The following is a 17,004-nucleotide window of genomic DNA, read 5'->3' as shown; positions in this document are numbered from 1 at the left end:
GAGCGTCGGCCCGGTGCAGGCTGCCCGCCGCTGAATGCCAGGCCAGTATGGGAGCCACCGGGGGTATGGAAAATGCAAGTTCCGCAGCTCGCATTGCACTTTTCCACGAGCTGGCAGGCTCAGTCATGGGGGTGGCATGGGCGGACAAGAAGCCAACGCCGCTAGCCCCGTAATCTGCGGGCAACCGGGGCCGCTGCGCGGCCCATCGCTGGCATGCCAGCGCATCCATTGCCCGGAGCCACACCATGAGCGACATTGCCCTTCTCCCCGCCGTCAGCGCCTTCCTGGCCCGCGACCACGGGCTGTACATCCACGGTGAGCAGGTCGCCAGCCAGGCCAGCGCTCGCCTCACCGTGCACAACCCGGCCAACGGCCAGGCCATCGCGCAGATTGCCGACGCCAACCAGGCTGACGTCGACCGTGCCGTGGACTCTGCACGCCAAGGTTTTGCCAGTTGGTCGCGCACCAGCCCCGCCGCCCGCGCCAGGGTATTGTTGCGCCTGGCCGACCTGCTCGAAGCTCACCGCGAGGAACTGGCCCAACTGGAAACCCTGCAATCAGGCAAATTGATCGGTATCGCCCGCGCCTTCGAGGTCGAGCAGGCCGCGCATTTCCTGCGCTACTACGCCGGCTGGGCGACCAAGATCACCGGCCAGACCATCACCCCGTCGCTGCCCTCCTTCGCCGGCGAGCGCTACAGCGCCTTCACCCTGCGGGAGCCGGTGGGCGTGGTGGCCGGCATCGTGCCATGGAACTTCGCCACCATGATTGCCCTGTGGAAACTGGCCTCGGCGCTGACCACCGGCTGCAGCATCGTGCTCAAGCCCAGCGAGTTCACCCCTCTGACCCTGCTGCGCATCGCCGAGCTGGGCAGTGAGGCCGGGCTGCCGCCCGGCGCGCTCAACGTGGTGACTGGCGCCGGCCACGTTGGCAAAGCGCTGGTCGAGCACCCGGGCACCGACAAGGTGTCGTTCACCGGCTCCGTGCCCACCGGCATCGCCGTCGGCCAGGCGGCCATGGGCGCCAAGCTGACCCGTGCGACCCTGGAGCTGGGCGGCAAGAACGCCGTGGCCTTCCTGCCCGACGTGGGCCTGGACAAGGCGGTGGACGGCATCATCGAGGCCGGTTTCCTGCATTCCGGGCAGATCTGCGCCGCCGGCGAGCGCTTCTATGTCCACCGCTCGCGGCTCGAACCCTTGCTCGAAGCGCTGTGCCAGCGCCTGGGCCAGTTGAGGATCGGCTCGCCACTGGACGAAGCCACGCAGTTCGGCCCGGTGGCCAACAAACCGCACCAGCAAAAGCTCGCTGAGCTATTCGCCACCGCCCGCGCCGAGGGCAATCGGATCCTCCATGGTGGGCGCCTGGGCGACGGCCCGGGTTGCTTCGTCGAACCCACGGTGATCCTCGCCAACCAGGCCAGCGACACCCTGCTCAACCAGGAAACCTTCGGCCCGGTGGCGACCTTCCTGCCCTACGACCATGAAGACGAGCTGCTGCACCTGATGAACGCCTCGCCCTACGGCCTGAGCGCGAGTCTGTGGACCAACGACCTGGCCAAGGCCATGCGCCTGATCCCGCAGATCCAGGCCGGCACGCTGTGGGTGAACATGCATACCCTGCTCGACCCGGCGGTGCCGTTCGGCGGTATCAAGGCCTCCGGCATCGGCCGCGAGTTCGGCTCGGCCTTCATCGACGACTTCACCGAGCTGAAGTCGGTGATGATGCGCTACTGACCATGGCCGGCAGCGCGCAGGACCTTGGCCGCTATTGCCTGCAGGCGTTCAGCCAGCAGGTGCCGGCGTCGCTGGCGGCCTTTTATCGCATCGACGCCGAGCAGCAGGCCTGCGACTTCCTGTTGCAGGACCTGCAGGCGCCCATGCACGCGCGTTACCTGGCGCACTACCGGGCCTACGACCCGCTGCAGCCGAGCCGCTGCATGGCCATCGGCAGGCCGGTGGTGTCGCTGGGCCAGGGCCTGGCCTGCCTGCCCGAGGTTCAGGGGCAGACCTACCGAAGCTTTCTGGCCCAGCACCAGGTAGTGGATGTGGTGGAGATCATCGCCCAAGTCGATGCACGCCCCGTGGCGGGCGTGTCGCTGTTGCGCTGCGCGGGGCTCGGCGCGTTCCAGGCCGACGAACTCGAACGGCTACTGCCGCTGCATGGCCTGATGCAACTGGCACTGTCTAGCCAACCACCGGCCAGGCAACCCATGCCTGAACTGACGCCCAGAGAACAACAGATCGCCGAACTGCTACGCCAAGGTTGCAGCAACAAGCTGATCGCCCGCGCGCTGGAACTGGGCCTGCCGACCGTCAAGACCCACCTGATCAACCTGTTCCGCAAACTGGGCGTGCGCAACCGCACCGAGCTGGTGACGCTGCTGTACCTGTGACTCAACCTTCCGGTTGATACCGCCGGCCTGCGCCGCACTGCACCCTGTGGGCCTCTCAACTACAGGAGTCACCGCCATGACCAAGCACGCCGACTGGATCACCGTGGGCGCCCTCGCCGAAGGCTTCGCCCCGGATGCCTTCATCCTGCCGCAACTGGCCGACCTGTCCGGGCGCAGCCTCACCCTGCACTTCGCCAACGGCTGGGTGATCGAGCACTGCTTCGAAAGCGAACGCCTGCACTGGCAAGCCACCGATGGCCATAGCAGCGGCAGCGCCGCTTATCGCGCCACCTCCGTGCGGCCGGGCATCTACCTGGTCGACTTCATCAAGCATGAGGGTAACCAGGCCTGGTCGGTGTCACTGGTGCTCGACACCCACACCCAGTCCTTTACCGCCGTGCTCGGCCGCTTGCCCGACCAGGCCCGCACGCAGCGCGGGCTATACCAACTGGCCCTGGCCGGCGAGCCACTGACCGGGGTCGAGGCGACCTTCCTGCACGGTGGCCTCGACCTGCCCTGGCAGCCCGGCGCCTGCCCGCATGCGCCGACCACTGAGCTGGTGGGCCTGCGCAACCACTATCGCTACAGCCCCACCGAGGAATACGAGCACCTCTACCTCAACGCCAACCATTACAGCTGGCAGTGCCTCAAAGGCGTCGAGCAGGGCCTGTGCGACACCGACCGGGCCTACTACTACAAGATCGCCGAGCAACTTTACCTGTTCGTCTGGTGCGAGAAGATCGTCCCGACCCTGGGCCTGGTAATGATCGACCTGGCCGAGCACCGCAGCGACGGCAAGATCTTCGGCTACCAGGGCGGTGGCTTCGATGCCCTGGCCAACTTCCCGGTGTCGTCCTATTGCCGGGTGGTCAACCGCACGGAGTACCCGCTGTGAGCCGCAGCGTACTGATCACCGGCGCTGGTAGCGGCATCGGCGCGGCGTGCGCCCGGCGCCTGGCCAGCCAGGGTTGGCAGGTGACGCTGGTCGGCCGGCGCCAGGCAGCACTGGAGCAGGTGGCGCTGGCCACGGACGGCCTGGTACTGGCTGGCGACGCGGCGGACAGCGCCACCTGGCCAGGCTTCATCGCCCAGGTACGCGAACGCTTCGGCGGACTCGACGCGGTGATCGCTTGCGCCGGTGGCCATGGCCTTGGCCGCGCCGGCGATATCGATGACGCGGCCTGGCGCGAAGCGCTGCGCAGCAACCTCGACAGTGCGTTCCACACCGCCCGCGCCTGCCTGCCGCTATTGCGCGAACGCCGTGGCAGCCTGGTGTTGCTGGGCTCCATCGCTTCGCTGGCAGCCGGCCCCGAGGTGTGCGGCTACACCACCGCCAAGCACGCCCTGGTCGGCCTGACCCGCTCCCTGGCTCGTGACTATGGCCCGGACGGGGTGCGGGTCAATTGCGTCTGCCCGGGCTGGGTGCGCACGCCCATGGCGGACCAGGAGATGCAGGCGCTGATGAGCCACTATCAGGAAGACCTGGAGGCGGCCTACCAGCGGGTCAGCGCCGATGTGCCGTTGCGCCGCGCCGCCAGCAGCGACGAGATCGCCGCGGTGTGCCAGTTCCTGGTCGGCAATGACGCCAGCATCGTCACCGGCGCGGTGATCACCGCCGATGGCGGCGCCACCGTGGTCGATGTGCCGACCCTGGCCTACACCCGCCTGGCGTCACAGCCATGAATGCCCGCTACGACTATGTCGGCAACCGGGTACTGGTCACTGGCGCGGCCGGTGGCATTGGCCAGGCCATCGTCGAGGGGTTCGCCCGTGGCGGCGCCCGAGTGCTGGCCGTGGACCTCGATGAGCAAGCACTGCAGAAGCTGGCGCAGCGGCATTCGGCGTTGGGCCATGAGGTGCAGGCCCATGCCCTGGACCTGGCCGACCCTGGGGCCATCGCCGACCTGCTGGCGAGCCTGGACTGCCTCGATGTGCTGGTGCACAACGCCGCGTATTTTCCGCTCACACCGTTCGCCGAACTCGCTCCGGCACAGCTGCGACGCACCCTGGCGGTGAACCTGGAGGCGCTGTTCTGGCTCACCCAGGGCGCCTTGCCGCTGTTCGCCCGCCAGGGTGGTGGCTGCGTGCTGGTCACCTCGTCAGTGACCGGACCACGGGTGGCCTATCCCGGCCTCTGCCACTACGCCGCGTCCAAGGCCGGGGTCAACGGTTTCATCCGCAATGCCGCGCTGGAACTGGCGCCGCTGAAGGTGCGGGTCAACGGTGTGGAACCGGGGATGATCCGCACCCCGGCCATGGACAACCTGGGTGATGCAACGTTGAACGCGAGGATCGGCGCCGGGGTGCCGCTCGGGCGATTGGGCGAGCCTGCCGATATCGCCGCGGCGATGTTGTTCCTGGCGTCCGATGCGGCGGCCTATGTCACCGGCCAGACGCTGGTGGTCGACGGTGGCGCGACCCTGCCGGAGACCTTGGCCAGCCAAGCCCTGTAAGCGACATGACTCTGTGAGAGCGGGCTTGTCGGACCGCCGCACCACCGCGAAGCAAGCGACGCGGTGCCTGGCACCGGCTGTGCCGGTGTTCGCGGCTGAAGCCGCTCCCACAGCGACCGCGCTGGCTTTAGCAGTTGAGCAAGACAGTGGCTCCCACAAGGGGACTGCGCACTCTGCATAGCGCAATCCTGGCGGCGACAGCCAAGCCACCTGGCAGCCACAAGCAAGACCGCCGCCCAGCTTCCAGGCGCTAATACCCGCGCAACCTGCCTCCACAACAACGCGGCAACCAAGACCGCACACAACAAACGAGGATCGATCCATGCGTCTGACTCCACGTCGCACCGCTCTGGCCACCGCCCTGGCCTTGCTGGTCCATGGCCCGGCCAGCTCGGCCCATGAACTGTACGCCGACGACGACACCCATCTGAATGCCGACCTGCTCGCCGTATGGGGCATGTTCAACAGCCGTCACAACTACGATGGCAGGCCCGGTGGCTCGACCTGGCGCGAAGGTTTCATCAAGTACGGGCTGAGCGGCGACCAGGGCCTGGGCGGCAACGGCACGCTATATGGCTCGCTGCAGTGGGTCAGCTCCGGTGCCTGGGGCGATGGCGATGCCGGCGGCAACCAGGACGGCTCCGAACGCACCACCAAGATCGAGGACGCCTACCTGGGCTGGCGCTCTGGCGCACTGTTCCCGCTGCTGGGCCAGGACGGCGTGGATATTTCCGGCGGCCGCCAGGTGATCCAGCTAGGGAGTGGCTTTTTGATCAACGATGACGGCCCCAACCTCGGCAAGGGCCCGGCCGATGGCCAGCTCAACCGTGGCGGGGGGTTCTATCTGGGGGCTCGCCATGCCTTCGACCGCACCGCGGTACTACGCCTGGGCGGCAAGGAGGGGCTGCACGGCAGCGTGCTGTGGCTCAAGTCCGACAACCGTGCCCAGGCCGAGACCGAGCTGGCCGCCGGCACCCTGGACTACACCCACGATCTGGGCACCTTGGGGCTGACCTATATTCACGGTATCGATGTCGCCGACCAGTGGGCCAGTGAATTCCAGAAGGCCCGCGAAGGCATGGACGTCTACAGCCTGCGCGGCGAAGGCAGCGCCGGGCTGGAGAACACCCGTTTCGCCTTCGAATACGCCTGGCAGGACAAACGCGGCGGCAGCGAGACCGCCTGGTACGCCGAGGCTGGCTATACCTTCGCCGAAGCGCCCTGGGCGCCGCAACTGAGCTACCGCTACACGCGCTACTCAGCGGGCTGGGACTTGCTGTTCACCGGGTTGTCCAGCGGCTACGGCACCTGGATCCAGGGCGAGGTGGCCGGCAACTACGCCGGCCCCTTCAACACCAACAGCGGCATCCACCATGTCGGCCTCAAGGCCACGCCGCGGGAGGATGTCACCGTTGGCGCGCTGTACTTCGACTTCGATACCGTGCGCAGCCGCGACAACCTGAACCTGGATGCCCAGGAGCTGGACCTGTACGTGGAATGGGCGGTGACCCCGCACCTGATCGTCACCCCGCTGCTGGGGTTGTTCAAGCCGCGCAAGGATCAGAGCAATGGCGGCAACCAGGTGGGTAGCGGCACTAACGTGTACAGCCAGCTGACGGTGGCGGTGCCGTTCTAGACCGCTGCGAACCAAACAAGGCGGTGCTTGGTACCGGCTGCGCCGGTGTTCGCGGGCAAGCCCGCTCCCACAGGGATCGCGCTAGCTTTAGCAGTTGAGCAAGGCAGTTGCTCCCACAGGGGGCGCGCAGGCCTCGAGCCATGCGCCCTCCTGTAGACGCCAGCCTTGCTGGCGAGCCAGGCATTCAGCCCAGCAGCAAGCTCAGGTCGGCGCCGTCGGCAGTCAGTGGCGGGCACCAGTAGTAGCCACCGTTCAACGGCCGGCTGAAGCGGTACAAGCCATCGATCACACCATCTTCCAGCCCGCTCATGCGCCGCAGCTGCACTTCGAAGGCGTCCAGCGAGAAGCCCAGGGCAACGAACGCCAGGCCCGCGCCGCGCTCGTCGGCCCAGGCCAGCGAACGGCGTACCACGAACGCCTCGGGCTCGAAGCTCTCCTGGGCGGTGCGCTTGACGTGGGCCGATGCCGGCGCGTCAGCGAGCTCTTCGTTGTCGCTCAGGCGGCGACCGATGATGTTGTCCTGCTCGGCCTGGGGCAGCGACTTGAAGTAGTTCAGGTCATGCTTCCACAGCTGGAAGGCGGCGAAGCTGGAGCCGGCCAGGCCCGGCACATCGCCAGGCACGATGGCGGCGGCCACGGCGTCTTCGTCCACCGGATTCTCGGTGCCGTCTTCGTAACCGGTCAGGTCATGGCCGCCGCGGTGCAGGAAGCCGTCGACGCTGTCGACCAAGCGCAACGCCGGGGCCAGCAACTGGCACAAGGCTTCGGCGCGCAGGAACAGCTCGCCACGCTCGTCACCGCGCAGCCACAGCCACAGGGCGTGCTGGGTCGCCGGGTTTTCCACCACCGCGTCCAATTGCGGGAAGCTGCGCAGCCCCGGCACTTCACGGCCCAAGGCTTTCACCAGCGGGGCACCGATAGCGAGGATCAGATTCTGGCCGTCGACCTGGGTGATCAACTGGTCGAGTACCCCTGGCAGCGCCTCGTGCGAATCCAGGGCAAAAAACAGGTGGCGGGCATGGGCCGGCACCGGGGTGGCAAGCAGACCTTGCTGGAACGGCATGACGGGCGAATCCTCGGCAAAAGCGCGAATGCTACTGCGCCAGGCGCCTGACCGCAACGCGACGCGGGCGCACAGCCTTGGTAATAAACGGTTACTAAAGCTGGCGCATTGCAATTAGCTATCGTTCAGGCGCCGCCTACACTCGAAAAATCCTTCGCCCGAGAACCCGCCCATGACCGCCTCGCCCCTGCTGACCGCCATCCTGCCCCTGGCCCTAGGCATCATCATGCTTGGCCTGGGCCTGTCGCTGACCCTGGCCGACTTCGCCCGGGTAGTGAAGTACCCCAAGCCGGTGGTAGTCGGCCTGGCGTGCCAGATCCTGCTGCTGCCGCTGGTGTGCTTCCTGATTGCCAACGGTTTCGGCCTGGAATCGGCGCTGGCGGTGGGCCTGATGCTGCTGGCCGCCTCGCCGGGCGGCACCACCGCCAACCTGTTCAGCCACCTGGCCCATGGCGATGTGGCGCTGAACATCACCCTGACCGCGGTCAACTCGCTGATCGCCATCCTCACCATGCCGCTGCTGGTGAACCTGTCGCTGGCCTGGTTCATGGCCTCCGACCAGGCCATCCCGCTGCAATTCGCCAAGGTCATGCAGGTGTTCGCCATCGTGCTGTTGCCGGTGGCTCTGGGCATGCTGATACGGCACTGGGCGGCGGGCTTCGCCGCGCGCATGGAGAAACCCATGAAACTGGTGGCGGCGCTGTTCCTGGCCTTTACCATCGTCCTGGCGCTGGCCAAGGACTGGCAGACGGTGGTCGAGTACGCGCCGATCGTTGGCGGCGCAGCGTTGCTGTTCAACCTGCTCAGCCTGGGCGTGGGCTACTGGCTGCCACGGCTGTTGCGCATTCCCAAGCGCCAGGCAATTGCCATCGGCATGGAAATCGGCATCCACAACGGCACCCTGGCCATCGCCCTGGCGCTGAGCCCATCGCTGTTGAACAACGCCACCATGGCGGTGCCGGCGGCAATCTACAGCTTGATCATGTTCTTCACGGCGGCGGGCTTTGGGTGGTGGGTGAGCCGCGGGCAGCGCGCCGCGGAAGTGGTCGCCCCGCTGCCACCGGCACCGTAGACGCCGGCCTAGCTGGCGCGGTAAACGTACGCCTCAGCCGCGCCGCTGCTTCAACTGCCGCTTCAGCACGCGCAGCGGCGGCGCATAGAAGAACCCGAACGACACGCTACCCTGGCGCCCCTTCACCGCATGGTGAAGGCGGTGCGCCCGGTGCAGGCGCTTGAGGTAGCGATTGACCGGCCTCGGCGCCCGTGGCCAGTGCCGGTGGAAAAAACCATCGTGGGCCAGCACATAGGCCACGCCATACCCCGCCACCCCAGCACCGACCCACTGCAGCGGCGCATGCCCGGCCTTGCCCAGGGCGACCAGCAGCGCAGCGATCAGGCCCAGGGCCAGCAGGTACAGGTCGTTGGTTTCCAGCATGCCCAGGTGCGGCTCATGGTGCGAACGGTGCAACCACCAGCCCCAGCCATGCATGACGTACTTGTGGGCCAGCGTGCCGACGCCCTCCATGGCCACCAGGGTGCCGAACAGCACAGCGAGATTGAACAACATCAGACGATCCGGGGGGTTGGCAACGAAAGGCGCAAGGGTAACATTGCCAGCAGGCCATTCGGAGGGGTTTTCCATGAAGGATGTACACGCAGCAGCCAGCACCGGTTTTTCCCGCTATTCGGGCAACTACGAGCAAGGCCGGCCGGACTATCCCGCCGCCTTGCAGGACTGGTTGCGCCATGCCTTGGGCATTGCCCCAGGCACAGCGGTGCTGGACCTGGGTGCCGGCACCGGCAAGTTCACCCGCCTGCTCAGTGCCCTTGCGCCACAGTTGACGGCCGTCGAGCCGGTGGCGGCGATGCGCGCGCAGTTCACCGAGCACTTGGCGCAGGTGCCGGTGCTCGACGGTACCGCCCAGCAAATCCCGGTGGCCGATGCCAGCCAGCAGGTGCTGGTGTGCGCCCAGGCCTTCCACTGGTTCGCCGACAGCGCCGCCCTGGCCGAGATGCACCGGGTGCTGGCCCCCGGGGGCCGCCTCGGCCTGGTATGGAATGTGCGCGACGAGTCGGTGGACTGGGTGGCGCGCATTACCGAAATCATCACCCCCTACGAAGGCGACACGCCACGCTTCCACACCGGGCGCTGGCGCAACGCCTTCGATGGCCGCTGGTTCAGTGCGCCGCAACTGAGCACCCTGCCCCATGTCCACGTCGGCAGCCCGCAGACGGTGATCCTCGAACGCCTGCGCTCGGTGAGCTTCATTGCTGCCCTGCCCCAGGCCGAACAGGACAAGGTCATGGGCCAGTTGCAAGCCCTGATCGACAGCCACCCGGCCCTCAAGGGCCGTGACAGCATCGCCTTCCCCTACCAGACCCAGGCCTACGTCTGCCAGCGCCTGGCGTAACACAATCGTCATGCGCCGCGCCTTGACCCCGAGCGGGTCGAGGCGTATGGTCCGCCGCGCACTCAAGCATCCCCTCACAGGAGACCCCTGCATTGGACAGTAGCCCCAGTCGATTGCGACAGGCCCACACGGCGAGCTAGTCCGGCAGCGCTCCTGCCACTGTCTCGCCGCACACGGTAGACGGTGGTATTGCCCAGCCTTCGCAGGCTGGTCCCTCCCCGCTTTCCTCACGCCCTGCCCCACACCGGGCCGGAGCGGTGGTCCTGCGCACTCTTTGCTTTCAATCGCGCCGCCCAAGGGTTGGCGCCTGTGCGGGCACTTGCCCGTGGAACGAGGTTCGCTATGGATTGGAAAATCTTTCTGCTGCGCGTCAGCGTGGCCCTGCTGCTCGGCGCGCTGATTGGCGCCGAGCGTCAACTGCGCCAGCGCCTGACCGGCCTGCGCACCAATGCGCTGGTCAGCACCGGCGCCTGCCTGTTCGTGCTGATGACCCAGGCAGTGCCGGGCATGGCCCCCACCGACGCCTCGCGCATCGCCGCCTATGTGGTGTCGGGGATCGGCTTTCTCGGCGGTGGCGTGATCATGCGCGATGGTTTCAACGTGCGCGGCCTGAACACCGCCGCCACCCTTTGGTGCACCGCCGCGATCGGCGTACTGTGCAGCCTCGGTTTACTGCTCGAGGCGAGCCTGGGCAGCCTGGTGGTGCTGTGCGCCAACATCCTGCTGCGCGACCTGGCCCAGCGCCTGGACCGCCAGGAAGTGCTGCCTGCCGATGAGGTGGAGCAACGCTTCGAAGTGCGCATCGTTTGCCGCGCCGAAGACGAGATCCAGGTGCGCAGCCTGATGCTGCACAGCCTCAGCGACCCGGGCCTGCGCCTGCAGTCGCTGCACAGCGAGGACCTGGCCGACGCCGCACGCCTGGAAGTGCGTGCCGAGCTGCTCGGCACGCCGCAGGCGCCGACCCAGCTGGAGCGCCTGGTGGGCCGGATAAGCCTGGAGAAAGGCGTCAGCTCGGTGCGCTGGCAGCTCCAGGTCCAGGGGCTGAACAGCGACTAGGCGTCATCGCGCACATGCCGCTCACGCAACTCTTGGCGTTCCTTGGCTTCGACGCACAAGGTGGCGGTGGGCCGCAGCAGCAGGCGGCGCAGGCCGATCGGCTCGCCGGTTTCGGCGCACCAGCCGTAGTCGCCCCGGGCCAGGCGTTCCAGCGCCTGGTCGATCTTGTCCAGCAGCTTCTTTTCCCGCTCCAGCGAGCGCAGTTGCCAATGGCGCTCTTCCTCGGCGCTGCCGAGGTCGGCGGGGTCGCTGTGCACTTCCTGTTCGCGCAGGGCGCGGAACTCTTGCTCGATGCGCAACTGCAACTCGCTGCGCTGGGCCAGCAGCAGCGTGCGGAAGAACTGGCGCTGTGGTTCGTTCATGTAGGCGTTGGCGGGTTGTTGCAGCAGTTGTTCTTCAGTCATGGGAAGGTTCCTGGAGGCTGGGGGCTTGCACACGTTCTGTAGGAGCGGCCTTGTGCCGCGAAAGGGCTGCATCGCAGCCCCACTGGCGCCAGATGCGGGGGCCGCTTTGCGTCCCTTTCGCGGCACAAGGCCGCTCCTACAGAGAGCTCAGCGGTCGAATGTCAAAGGCAGGCCCTGGCACTGGTCGCGCACCCGCCCCTGGTACCAGGCCAGCTGACCCGACACCACCGTACTGCGCACCACATGGTGGAAACTGCGCTGCTGGAACGGGGTCCAGCCGCAACGGGCCAGCACCGGGTCGTCCGCCGCCGGGCGTGGCGTGGCCAGGCGCTCGACCAGGGCGAAGTCCGCCCAGTAGCCCTCGCGCAGAAACCCCCGCTCGCCAATGGCGAACAGTTCAGCCACCGCATGGCTGGTCTTGCGCACCACCTGGGCCATGCTCAACACCCCCTCACTGACCAACTCAAGCGCTGCCGGCAGCGCATGCTGCACCAGCGGCAGGCCAGCCGGTGCGCGGGTGTAGACCCGGCGCTTTTCCTCCAGGGTGTGCGGCGCATGGTCGGTGCCGATCACATCGATCAGGTCGCGGGCCAACGCCCGGCGCAGGGCATCGCGGTCGCTGCCGGTCTTGATCGCCGGGTTGCACTTGATCAGGTGCCCGAGGGTGGCGTAGTCGCTGTCGTCGAACAGCAGGTGATGCAGGCACACTTCGGCGGTGATGCGTTTGCCGGCCACAGGCCCCGGCTGGAACAACGCAAGCTCACGGGCGGTGGTCAGGTGCAGCACGTGCAGGCGCGTGCCGAAGCGCCGGGCCAACTCCACCGCCAGGCTGGATGAGCGGTAACAGGCCTCGGCGTCGCGGATCAACGGGTGCGCCGCCGGTGGAATGAACTCGCCGTGGCGGCTGCGCCACCAGCCCTCGTTCTCGAGGATGCTCGGGGTGTGCTCGCAATGGGCCAGGACAATGGTTGGCGCATAGATGAACAGCTTTTCCAGCACCTGTGGATCGTCCACCAGCAGGTTGCCGGTGGAGGCGCCCATGAACACCTTGATCCCAGCCACCGCGCGCGGGTCGAGTGCGGCGATGGTGTCGAGGTTGTCGTGGCTGACGCCGAAATGGAAACCGTAGTTGGCCCGCGAGCCTGCGGCCGCGCGCCGTTGCTTGTCGGCCAAGGCCTCGAGGGTCAGGGTCGCGGGCTGGGTGTTGGGCATGTCCATGAAGCTGGTGATGCCACCTGCCACGGCCGCCCGCGACTCGCTGGCGATACTGCCCTTGTGCGGCGCGCCTGGTTCACGGAAATGCACCTGGTCGTCGATCATCCCCGGCAGCAGCCAGGCACCGGCGGCATCGAGTTCCAGCGTCGCCCGGGTGTTGTCGAGGCTGCCGGCGATCCGCTCGATGCGGCCGTGGCGCACCAACAGGTCTGCTTCGAACTCGCGGCCTTCATTGACCAGCCGGGCGTTGCGCACCAATAGGCTGTCCATGATCAGAACTCGTTCTGCAGGGCCTTGTAGCCCTGGACCAGATCGATGTTGGTGCGCGCCACGTCCTCGGAGAATTCCGAGGCCGACACACTCACCGGAGGGTAGCTGGCTAGGTCGGTGTGCGGGCCGATGTGCTCGGTGGGCGGCACGTAGAAGCGCGGTGGCAGGTCACGGCCATCGACCACCGAGTTGTGCCGGACCACGCTGCCGTCGCCGACCTTGCAATTGAACAGCACGCTGTTGAAACCGATGAACACCCGGTCGCCGACCTCGCACGGGCCATGCACGATGGAGCGATGGGCGATCGAGCTGTACTGGCCGATGCGTACCGCGGCGCCGGACTTGGAATGGATCACCACGCCATCCTGGATATTGGAGTTGGCGCCGATCACGATCGGCTGCATGTCGCCGCTGGCGTCCACCTCGTCGGCGCGGATCACCGCGTAAGGGCCGACGAACACATTGTCATGGATGATCACCTTGCCGCAGATGATGGCGGTGTGGTCGATGTAGGCGGACTCGGCGATTTCGGGGAGGTGGCCGGAGGGGTTCTTGCGGATCACGGGGGCGGTCCTGGGGAGGGAGGAAAGGTCTAAATGTTACGTTATAACAATGTCATTGCAACACCTTTGCAGAAGGATCTGGCAAACTCGGCCTTTTGCAGGAGCCGGCATGGCCGGTGCCATTCACCCTGTTGCCTGGTTCGCCAGCAAGCTGGCTCCTACCGTCGAGTTTCACAACCGCCAGGCCTTTACCATGCACATCCGTCCCACCCTCGCCCGCGACGTCTCCCTGCTGCCCGCTGTCGAGCGCTCCGCCGCCCAGGCCTTTCGGCAGTTGCCGTCGCTGGCCTGGCTGGCCGACAGCGAAGTCATGACCGAGGCCGACCACCTGGCATTCGCCATCGCCGGCACCAGTTGGGTCGCGGTGGATGCACACGACCACCCGGCAGGCTTTCTCTGTGCAACGGTCGCCGCCGACGCCCTGCACATCAACGAACTGTCGGTAAGCCACCAGGCCCAGGGCCAAGGCCTGGGCCGACGCCTGCTCGACCAGGCGACCCAGGCCGCCCGCCAACGCGGCCTGGCTTGGCTGACCCTGACCACCTTCGCCGACGTGCCGTGGAACGCCCCGTTCTACCAGCGCTATGGCTTTATCTCGCAGCCCGTCGCCAACCTCGACCCACGCCTGTTGGCCGTGCTGGCCGAGGAGCGCGCCCACGGCCTGGAAAACCGCTGCGCAATGCGCTTGTCACTTACCCTGTAAGCCACGGTTTCCAAGGCCCCCACCACTCACGTACAGTCAGCTGACCTGCGGTAACGGACAACCCGATGGACAAATACGCCCCTCGTCAGTGGCAGCCCCACGAAAAACCCAGCCTGCCCGGCTCGCCGTCGACGCCCCTGCACGCGCCGGCCAAGCGCCTGGCGTTCGGCGTGGTCGGCCTGCTGGTGGCCATCACCGGCGGCCTGGGCAACGCGCTGGTGGTGGCCAACTTGCCGTTCCTGCAAGGGGCCTTGGGTGCCACCAGCGCAGAGATGGCCTGGCTGCCGGCCGCGTTCGTGATGACCAACGTGTCGATGAACCTGCTGCTGGTGAAATTCCGCCAGCAGTTCGGCCTGCGCGCCTTTACCGAAGTATTCCTGGTGCTCTACGCCCTGGTCACCTTCGCTCACCTGTTCGTCAACGACCTCAATTCGGCCATCGCCGTGCGCGCCGCCCATGGCATGGTCGGTGCCGCGCTCAGCTCGCTGGGGCTGTACTACATGATCCAGGCTTTCCCCGCCCAGTGGCGGCTCAAGGCCATGGTGCTGGGGCTGGGCGCCTCGCAGTTGGCGGTGCCGTTGGCGCGGATTTTCTCCGAGGACTTGCTGCAGATCGCCGAATGGCGCGGGCTGTACCTGTTCGAGTTGGGCCTGGCGCTGGCCGCGCTGGGTTGCGTGCTGTTGCTCAAGCTGCCCCCCGGCGACCGCTTCAAGACCTTCGAACCCCTGGACTTCCTGACCTTCTCGCTGATGGCCAGTGGCACCGCCCTGCTCTGCGCGGCGCTGTCGCTCGGGCGCATCGACTGGTGGCTGGACGCGCCCTGGATCGGCGTGGCGCTGGCGGGCGCCATTGCCTTGATCTTCTCGGGCCTGGCCATCGAGCACAACCGCAGCAACCCGTTGCTGATGACCCGCTGGCTGGGCAGCGGCGCGATCGTCCGCCTGGCCCTGTGCGTGATCCTGATCCGCATGGTCACCTCCGAGCAATCCACCGGCGCGGTGGGTTTTCTGCAGGCGCTGAACATGGGCAGCGAGCAGATGCGCACGCTGTACGCGATCATGCTGCTGGGCGCCATCGCCGGGCTTGCCACCAGCGCCCTGACCATCAACCCCAACCACCTGGTCCTGCCGCTGTTCATCTCGTTGGCGGCGATGGCCGCAGGCGCCTTCATGGACAGCAGCTCGAGCAACCTCACCCGTCCGGCGCAGATGTACCTGAGCCAGTTCCTGCTGGCCTTCGGCAGTACGTTCTTCTTCGGCCCGTCGATGGCCCTGGGCATCGGCCATGTGCGGGCCAATCCGCGCAACCTGGTGAGTTTCTCGGTGCTGTTCGGTATCTGCAACAACCTCGGCGGGCTGATCGGCTCGGCGCTGCTGGGCACCTTCCAGACCCTGCGCGAGAAATTCCATTCCAGCACCCTGGTCGACCAGCTCAGCGCCCTTGAGCCGTTGGTCGGCGCGCGGGTCCAGGGTGGCGGCGCCAGTTATGCCGGGGTGATCGTCGACCCGGCGCAGCGCAACGAAGTGGGCATGCGCCTGCTGGCCAACGCCGCGACCCGCGAGGCCAACGTGCTGGCCTACAACGATGTGTTCATGCTGATCGGGGTGATCGCTATCCTGACCATGATCTGGATCTTCATTCGCAGCCTTTACCTGCGCTACCTCAACGCCACCAGCGGTGCCTCGACCCGATGACCCAGGAAACGCCAACCACTACCACCACCGCTATCGCCGAGACCCCCGAGGGCAGCGTGCCGCCCAGCCAGCCGAGCGATGCCGTGCGCACCCGGCGAGTGCGCCTGCTGTCGTCGCTGAGCTTCGCCACCGTGGCCCTGGCCGGCATCCTGCTGGTGCTCTACGCCTGGCGCCTGCCGCCATTCAGCAGCGCCATCGAAAGCACCGAGAACGCCCTGGTGCGCGGCCAGGTGACCATCATCGGCCCGCAGCTGGGGGGCTACATTGTCGAGGTGCCGGTACACGACTTCCAGTTCGTCAAGCAAGGCGACCTGCTGGTACGCCTGGACGACCGCATCTACACCCAGCGCCTGGCCCAGTCCATCGCCCAGCTCAAGCAACAGCAGGCGGCGCTGGCCAACAACCTGCAGCAGCGCAACAGCGCCGAAGCCACCATCGCCCAGCGCCAGGCCGCCATCAGCGACGCCACGGCCCAGGCCGCCAAGGCCCGCGCCGATCTGCAGCGTAACCAGGCGCTGGTCAGCGATGGGTCGGTGTCGCGCCGCGAACTTGACCTGAGCCGCGCCAGCCATGCCGCCGCCATCGCCAGCGTGGCCCAAGCCAAGGCTGCGCTGGAAATCGCCCGCCAGGACCGCGAGACGGTGATCGTCAATCGCGCGGCCCTCGAAGCTTCGGTGGAAAACGCCAAGGCAGCCGTCGAGCTAGCCCGCATCGACCTGGACAACACCCGGGTCAAGGCCCCGCGCGACGGCCAGCTGGGCCAGATCGGCACCCGCCTGGGTGCCTACGTCAACCCCGGCGCGCAGCTGATGGCGCTGGTGCCAGACACCCTGTGGGTGATCGCCAACATGAAGGAGACGCAGATGGCCAACGTGCGCATCGGCCAGCCGGCGACCTTCACCGTCGACGCGCTCAACCACCTCAAGCTGCGCGGCCATGTGCAACAGATCTCGCCGGCCACCGGCTCCGAATTCGCCCTGCTGCAAAGCGACAACGCCACCGGCAACTTCGTCAAGATCGCCCAGCGCATTCCGGTGCGCATCCTCGTCGACACCGACCAGGCCGATGCCCGACGCCTGCGGCCGGGCATGTCGGTGGTGGTGAGCATCGATACTCGTCCAACCGTCGTTGACAAATAAGGACC

General features: G+C 67.0%; 17 protein-coding genes. 12 read left to right on the top strand and 5 right to left on the bottom strand.

The features are described from left to right. Positions 1-245 precede the first annotated feature (245 nt). The 6 genes from HU772_RS12300 to HU772_RS12275 all read left to right on the top strand — a co-directional run bounded on the left by HU772_RS12300 (position 246) and on the right by HU772_RS12275 (position 6,481). Complete coding sequence (locus HU772_RS12300; protein ID WP_186662133.1) at positions 246-1,733, top strand: aldehyde dehydrogenase family protein; 1,488 nt, start codon at positions 246-248, stop codon at positions 1,731-1,733. Between the two features lie 2 nt (positions 1,734-1,735). Next, positions 1,736-2,392 carry a helix-turn-helix transcriptional regulator gene (locus HU772_RS12295; protein WP_186662134.1) on the top strand — a complete coding sequence of 219 codons (657 nt, stop codon included), beginning with the start codon at positions 1,736-1,738 and terminating at the stop codon, positions 2,390-2,392. A gap of 76 nt (positions 2,393-2,468) precedes the next feature. Continuing rightward, the gene (locus HU772_RS12290) at positions 2,469-3,287 is read left to right on the top strand and encodes a molybdenum cofactor biosynthesis F family protein (RefSeq protein WP_186662135.1); all 819 of its coding nucleotides are present in this window, start codon (positions 2,469-2,471) and stop codon (positions 3,285-3,287) included. Then, positions 3,284-4,075, top strand: a complete 792-nt coding sequence (locus tag HU772_RS12285; RefSeq protein WP_186662136.1) for an SDR family NAD(P)-dependent oxidoreductase — start codon at positions 3,284-3,286, stop codon at positions 4,073-4,075. The genes HU772_RS12290 and HU772_RS12285 overlap by 4 nt, the downstream gene beginning before the upstream one ends. Then, positions 4,072-4,845 (top strand): SDR family oxidoreductase, encoded by a 774-nt coding sequence (locus HU772_RS12280; protein ID WP_186662137.1) that lies wholly within the window; start codon positions 4,072-4,074, stop codon positions 4,843-4,845. Before HU772_RS12285 ends, HU772_RS12280 begins: the two co-directional genes overlap by 4 nt. 322 nt (positions 4,846-5,167) lie before the next feature. Continuing rightward, positions 5,168-6,481 carry an alginate export family protein gene (locus HU772_RS12275; RefSeq protein WP_186662138.1) on the top strand — a complete coding sequence of 438 codons (1,314 nt, stop codon included), beginning with the start codon at positions 5,168-5,170 and terminating at the stop codon, positions 6,479-6,481. A gap of 184 nt (positions 6,482-6,665) precedes the next feature. Here the strand turns inward: HU772_RS12275 and HU772_RS12270 are convergent, their stop codons facing one another. Next, positions 6,666-7,544: a Dyp-type peroxidase gene (locus HU772_RS12270; protein WP_186662139.1), complete on the bottom strand. Its 879-nt coding sequence runs from the start codon at positions 7,542-7,544 to the stop codon at positions 6,666-6,668. 172 nt (positions 7,545-7,716) lie between these two features. Here HU772_RS12270 and HU772_RS12265 point away from each other — a divergent pair, with 172 nt between their 5' ends. Continuing rightward, positions 7,717-8,616, top strand: a complete 900-nt coding sequence (locus HU772_RS12265) for a bile acid:sodium symporter family protein (RefSeq protein WP_186662140.1) — start codon at positions 7,717-7,719, stop codon at positions 8,614-8,616. A 33-nt stretch (positions 8,617-8,649) separates the two neighbouring features. On the opposite strand, the gene HU772_RS12260 is transcribed toward HU772_RS12265, so the two are convergent. Continuing rightward, the gene (locus HU772_RS12260; RefSeq protein WP_186662141.1) at positions 8,650-9,111 is read right to left on the bottom strand and encodes a sterol desaturase family protein; all 462 of its coding nucleotides are present in this window, start codon (positions 9,109-9,111) and stop codon (positions 8,650-8,652) included. Between the two features lie 73 nt (positions 9,112-9,184). Here HU772_RS12260 and HU772_RS12255 point away from each other — a divergent pair, with 73 nt between their 5' ends. After that, complete coding sequence (locus tag HU772_RS12255) at positions 9,185-9,955, top strand: class I SAM-dependent methyltransferase (protein WP_186662142.1); 771 nt, start codon at positions 9,185-9,187, stop codon at positions 9,953-9,955. 342 nt (positions 9,956-10,297) lie between these two features. Beyond that, positions 10,298-11,011, top strand: a complete 714-nt coding sequence (locus HU772_RS12250; RefSeq protein WP_186662143.1) for an MgtC/SapB family protein — start codon at positions 10,298-10,300, stop codon at positions 11,009-11,011. On the opposite strand, the gene dksA is transcribed toward HU772_RS12250, so the two are convergent. The 3 genes from dksA to HU772_RS12235 all read right to left on the bottom strand — a co-directional run bounded on the left by dksA (position 11,008) and on the right by HU772_RS12235 (position 13,463). After that, a complete protein-coding gene (dksA, locus tag HU772_RS12245; protein ID WP_186662144.1) occupies positions 11,008-11,415 on the bottom strand; it encodes an RNA polymerase-binding protein DksA in 408 nt (135 codons plus the stop codon). The genes HU772_RS12250 and dksA overlap by 4 nt on opposite strands. A 147-nt stretch (positions 11,416-11,562) precedes the next feature. Continuing rightward, complete coding sequence (locus HU772_RS12240; RefSeq protein ID WP_186662145.1) at positions 11,563-12,900, bottom strand: dihydroorotase; 1,338 nt, start codon at positions 12,898-12,900, stop codon at positions 11,563-11,565. A 2-nt stretch (positions 12,901-12,902) separates the two neighbouring features. Then, the gene (locus HU772_RS12235) at positions 12,903-13,463 is read right to left on the bottom strand and encodes a gamma carbonic anhydrase family protein (protein WP_186662146.1); all 561 of its coding nucleotides are present in this window, start codon (positions 13,461-13,463) and stop codon (positions 12,903-12,905) included. 193 nt (positions 13,464-13,656) lie between these two features. On the opposite strand from HU772_RS12235, the gene HU772_RS12230 reads away from it, so the two are divergent. The 3 genes from HU772_RS12230 (at position 13,657) to HU772_RS12220 (ending at position 16,999) form a co-directional block, all read left to right on the top strand. Continuing rightward, positions 13,657-14,166, top strand: coding sequence for a GNAT family N-acetyltransferase (locus tag HU772_RS12230; RefSeq protein WP_186662164.1), 510 nt, complete (start codon positions 13,657-13,659; stop codon positions 14,164-14,166). Between the two features lie 65 nt (positions 14,167-14,231). Further along, the gene (locus HU772_RS12225; RefSeq protein WP_186662147.1) at positions 14,232-15,860 is read left to right on the top strand and encodes an MFS transporter; all 1,629 of its coding nucleotides are present in this window, start codon (positions 14,232-14,234) and stop codon (positions 15,858-15,860) included. Further along, a complete protein-coding gene (locus HU772_RS12220; RefSeq protein ID WP_186662148.1) occupies positions 15,857-16,999 on the top strand; it encodes an HlyD family secretion protein in 1,143 nt (380 codons plus the stop codon). The genes HU772_RS12225 and HU772_RS12220 overlap by 4 nt, the downstream gene beginning before the upstream one ends. Positions 17,000-17,004 lie beyond the last annotated feature (5 nt).

The sequence above is a fragment of the Pseudomonas xantholysinigenes genome (genome assembly GCF_014268885.2).
Taxonomy (GTDB): domain Bacteria; phylum Pseudomonadota; class Gammaproteobacteria; order Pseudomonadales; family Pseudomonadaceae; genus Aquipseudomonas; species Aquipseudomonas xantholysinigenes.
The sequence above is the reverse complement of the archived record's forward strand: the minus strand, read 5'-3'. Positions and strand labels throughout refer to the sequence as shown.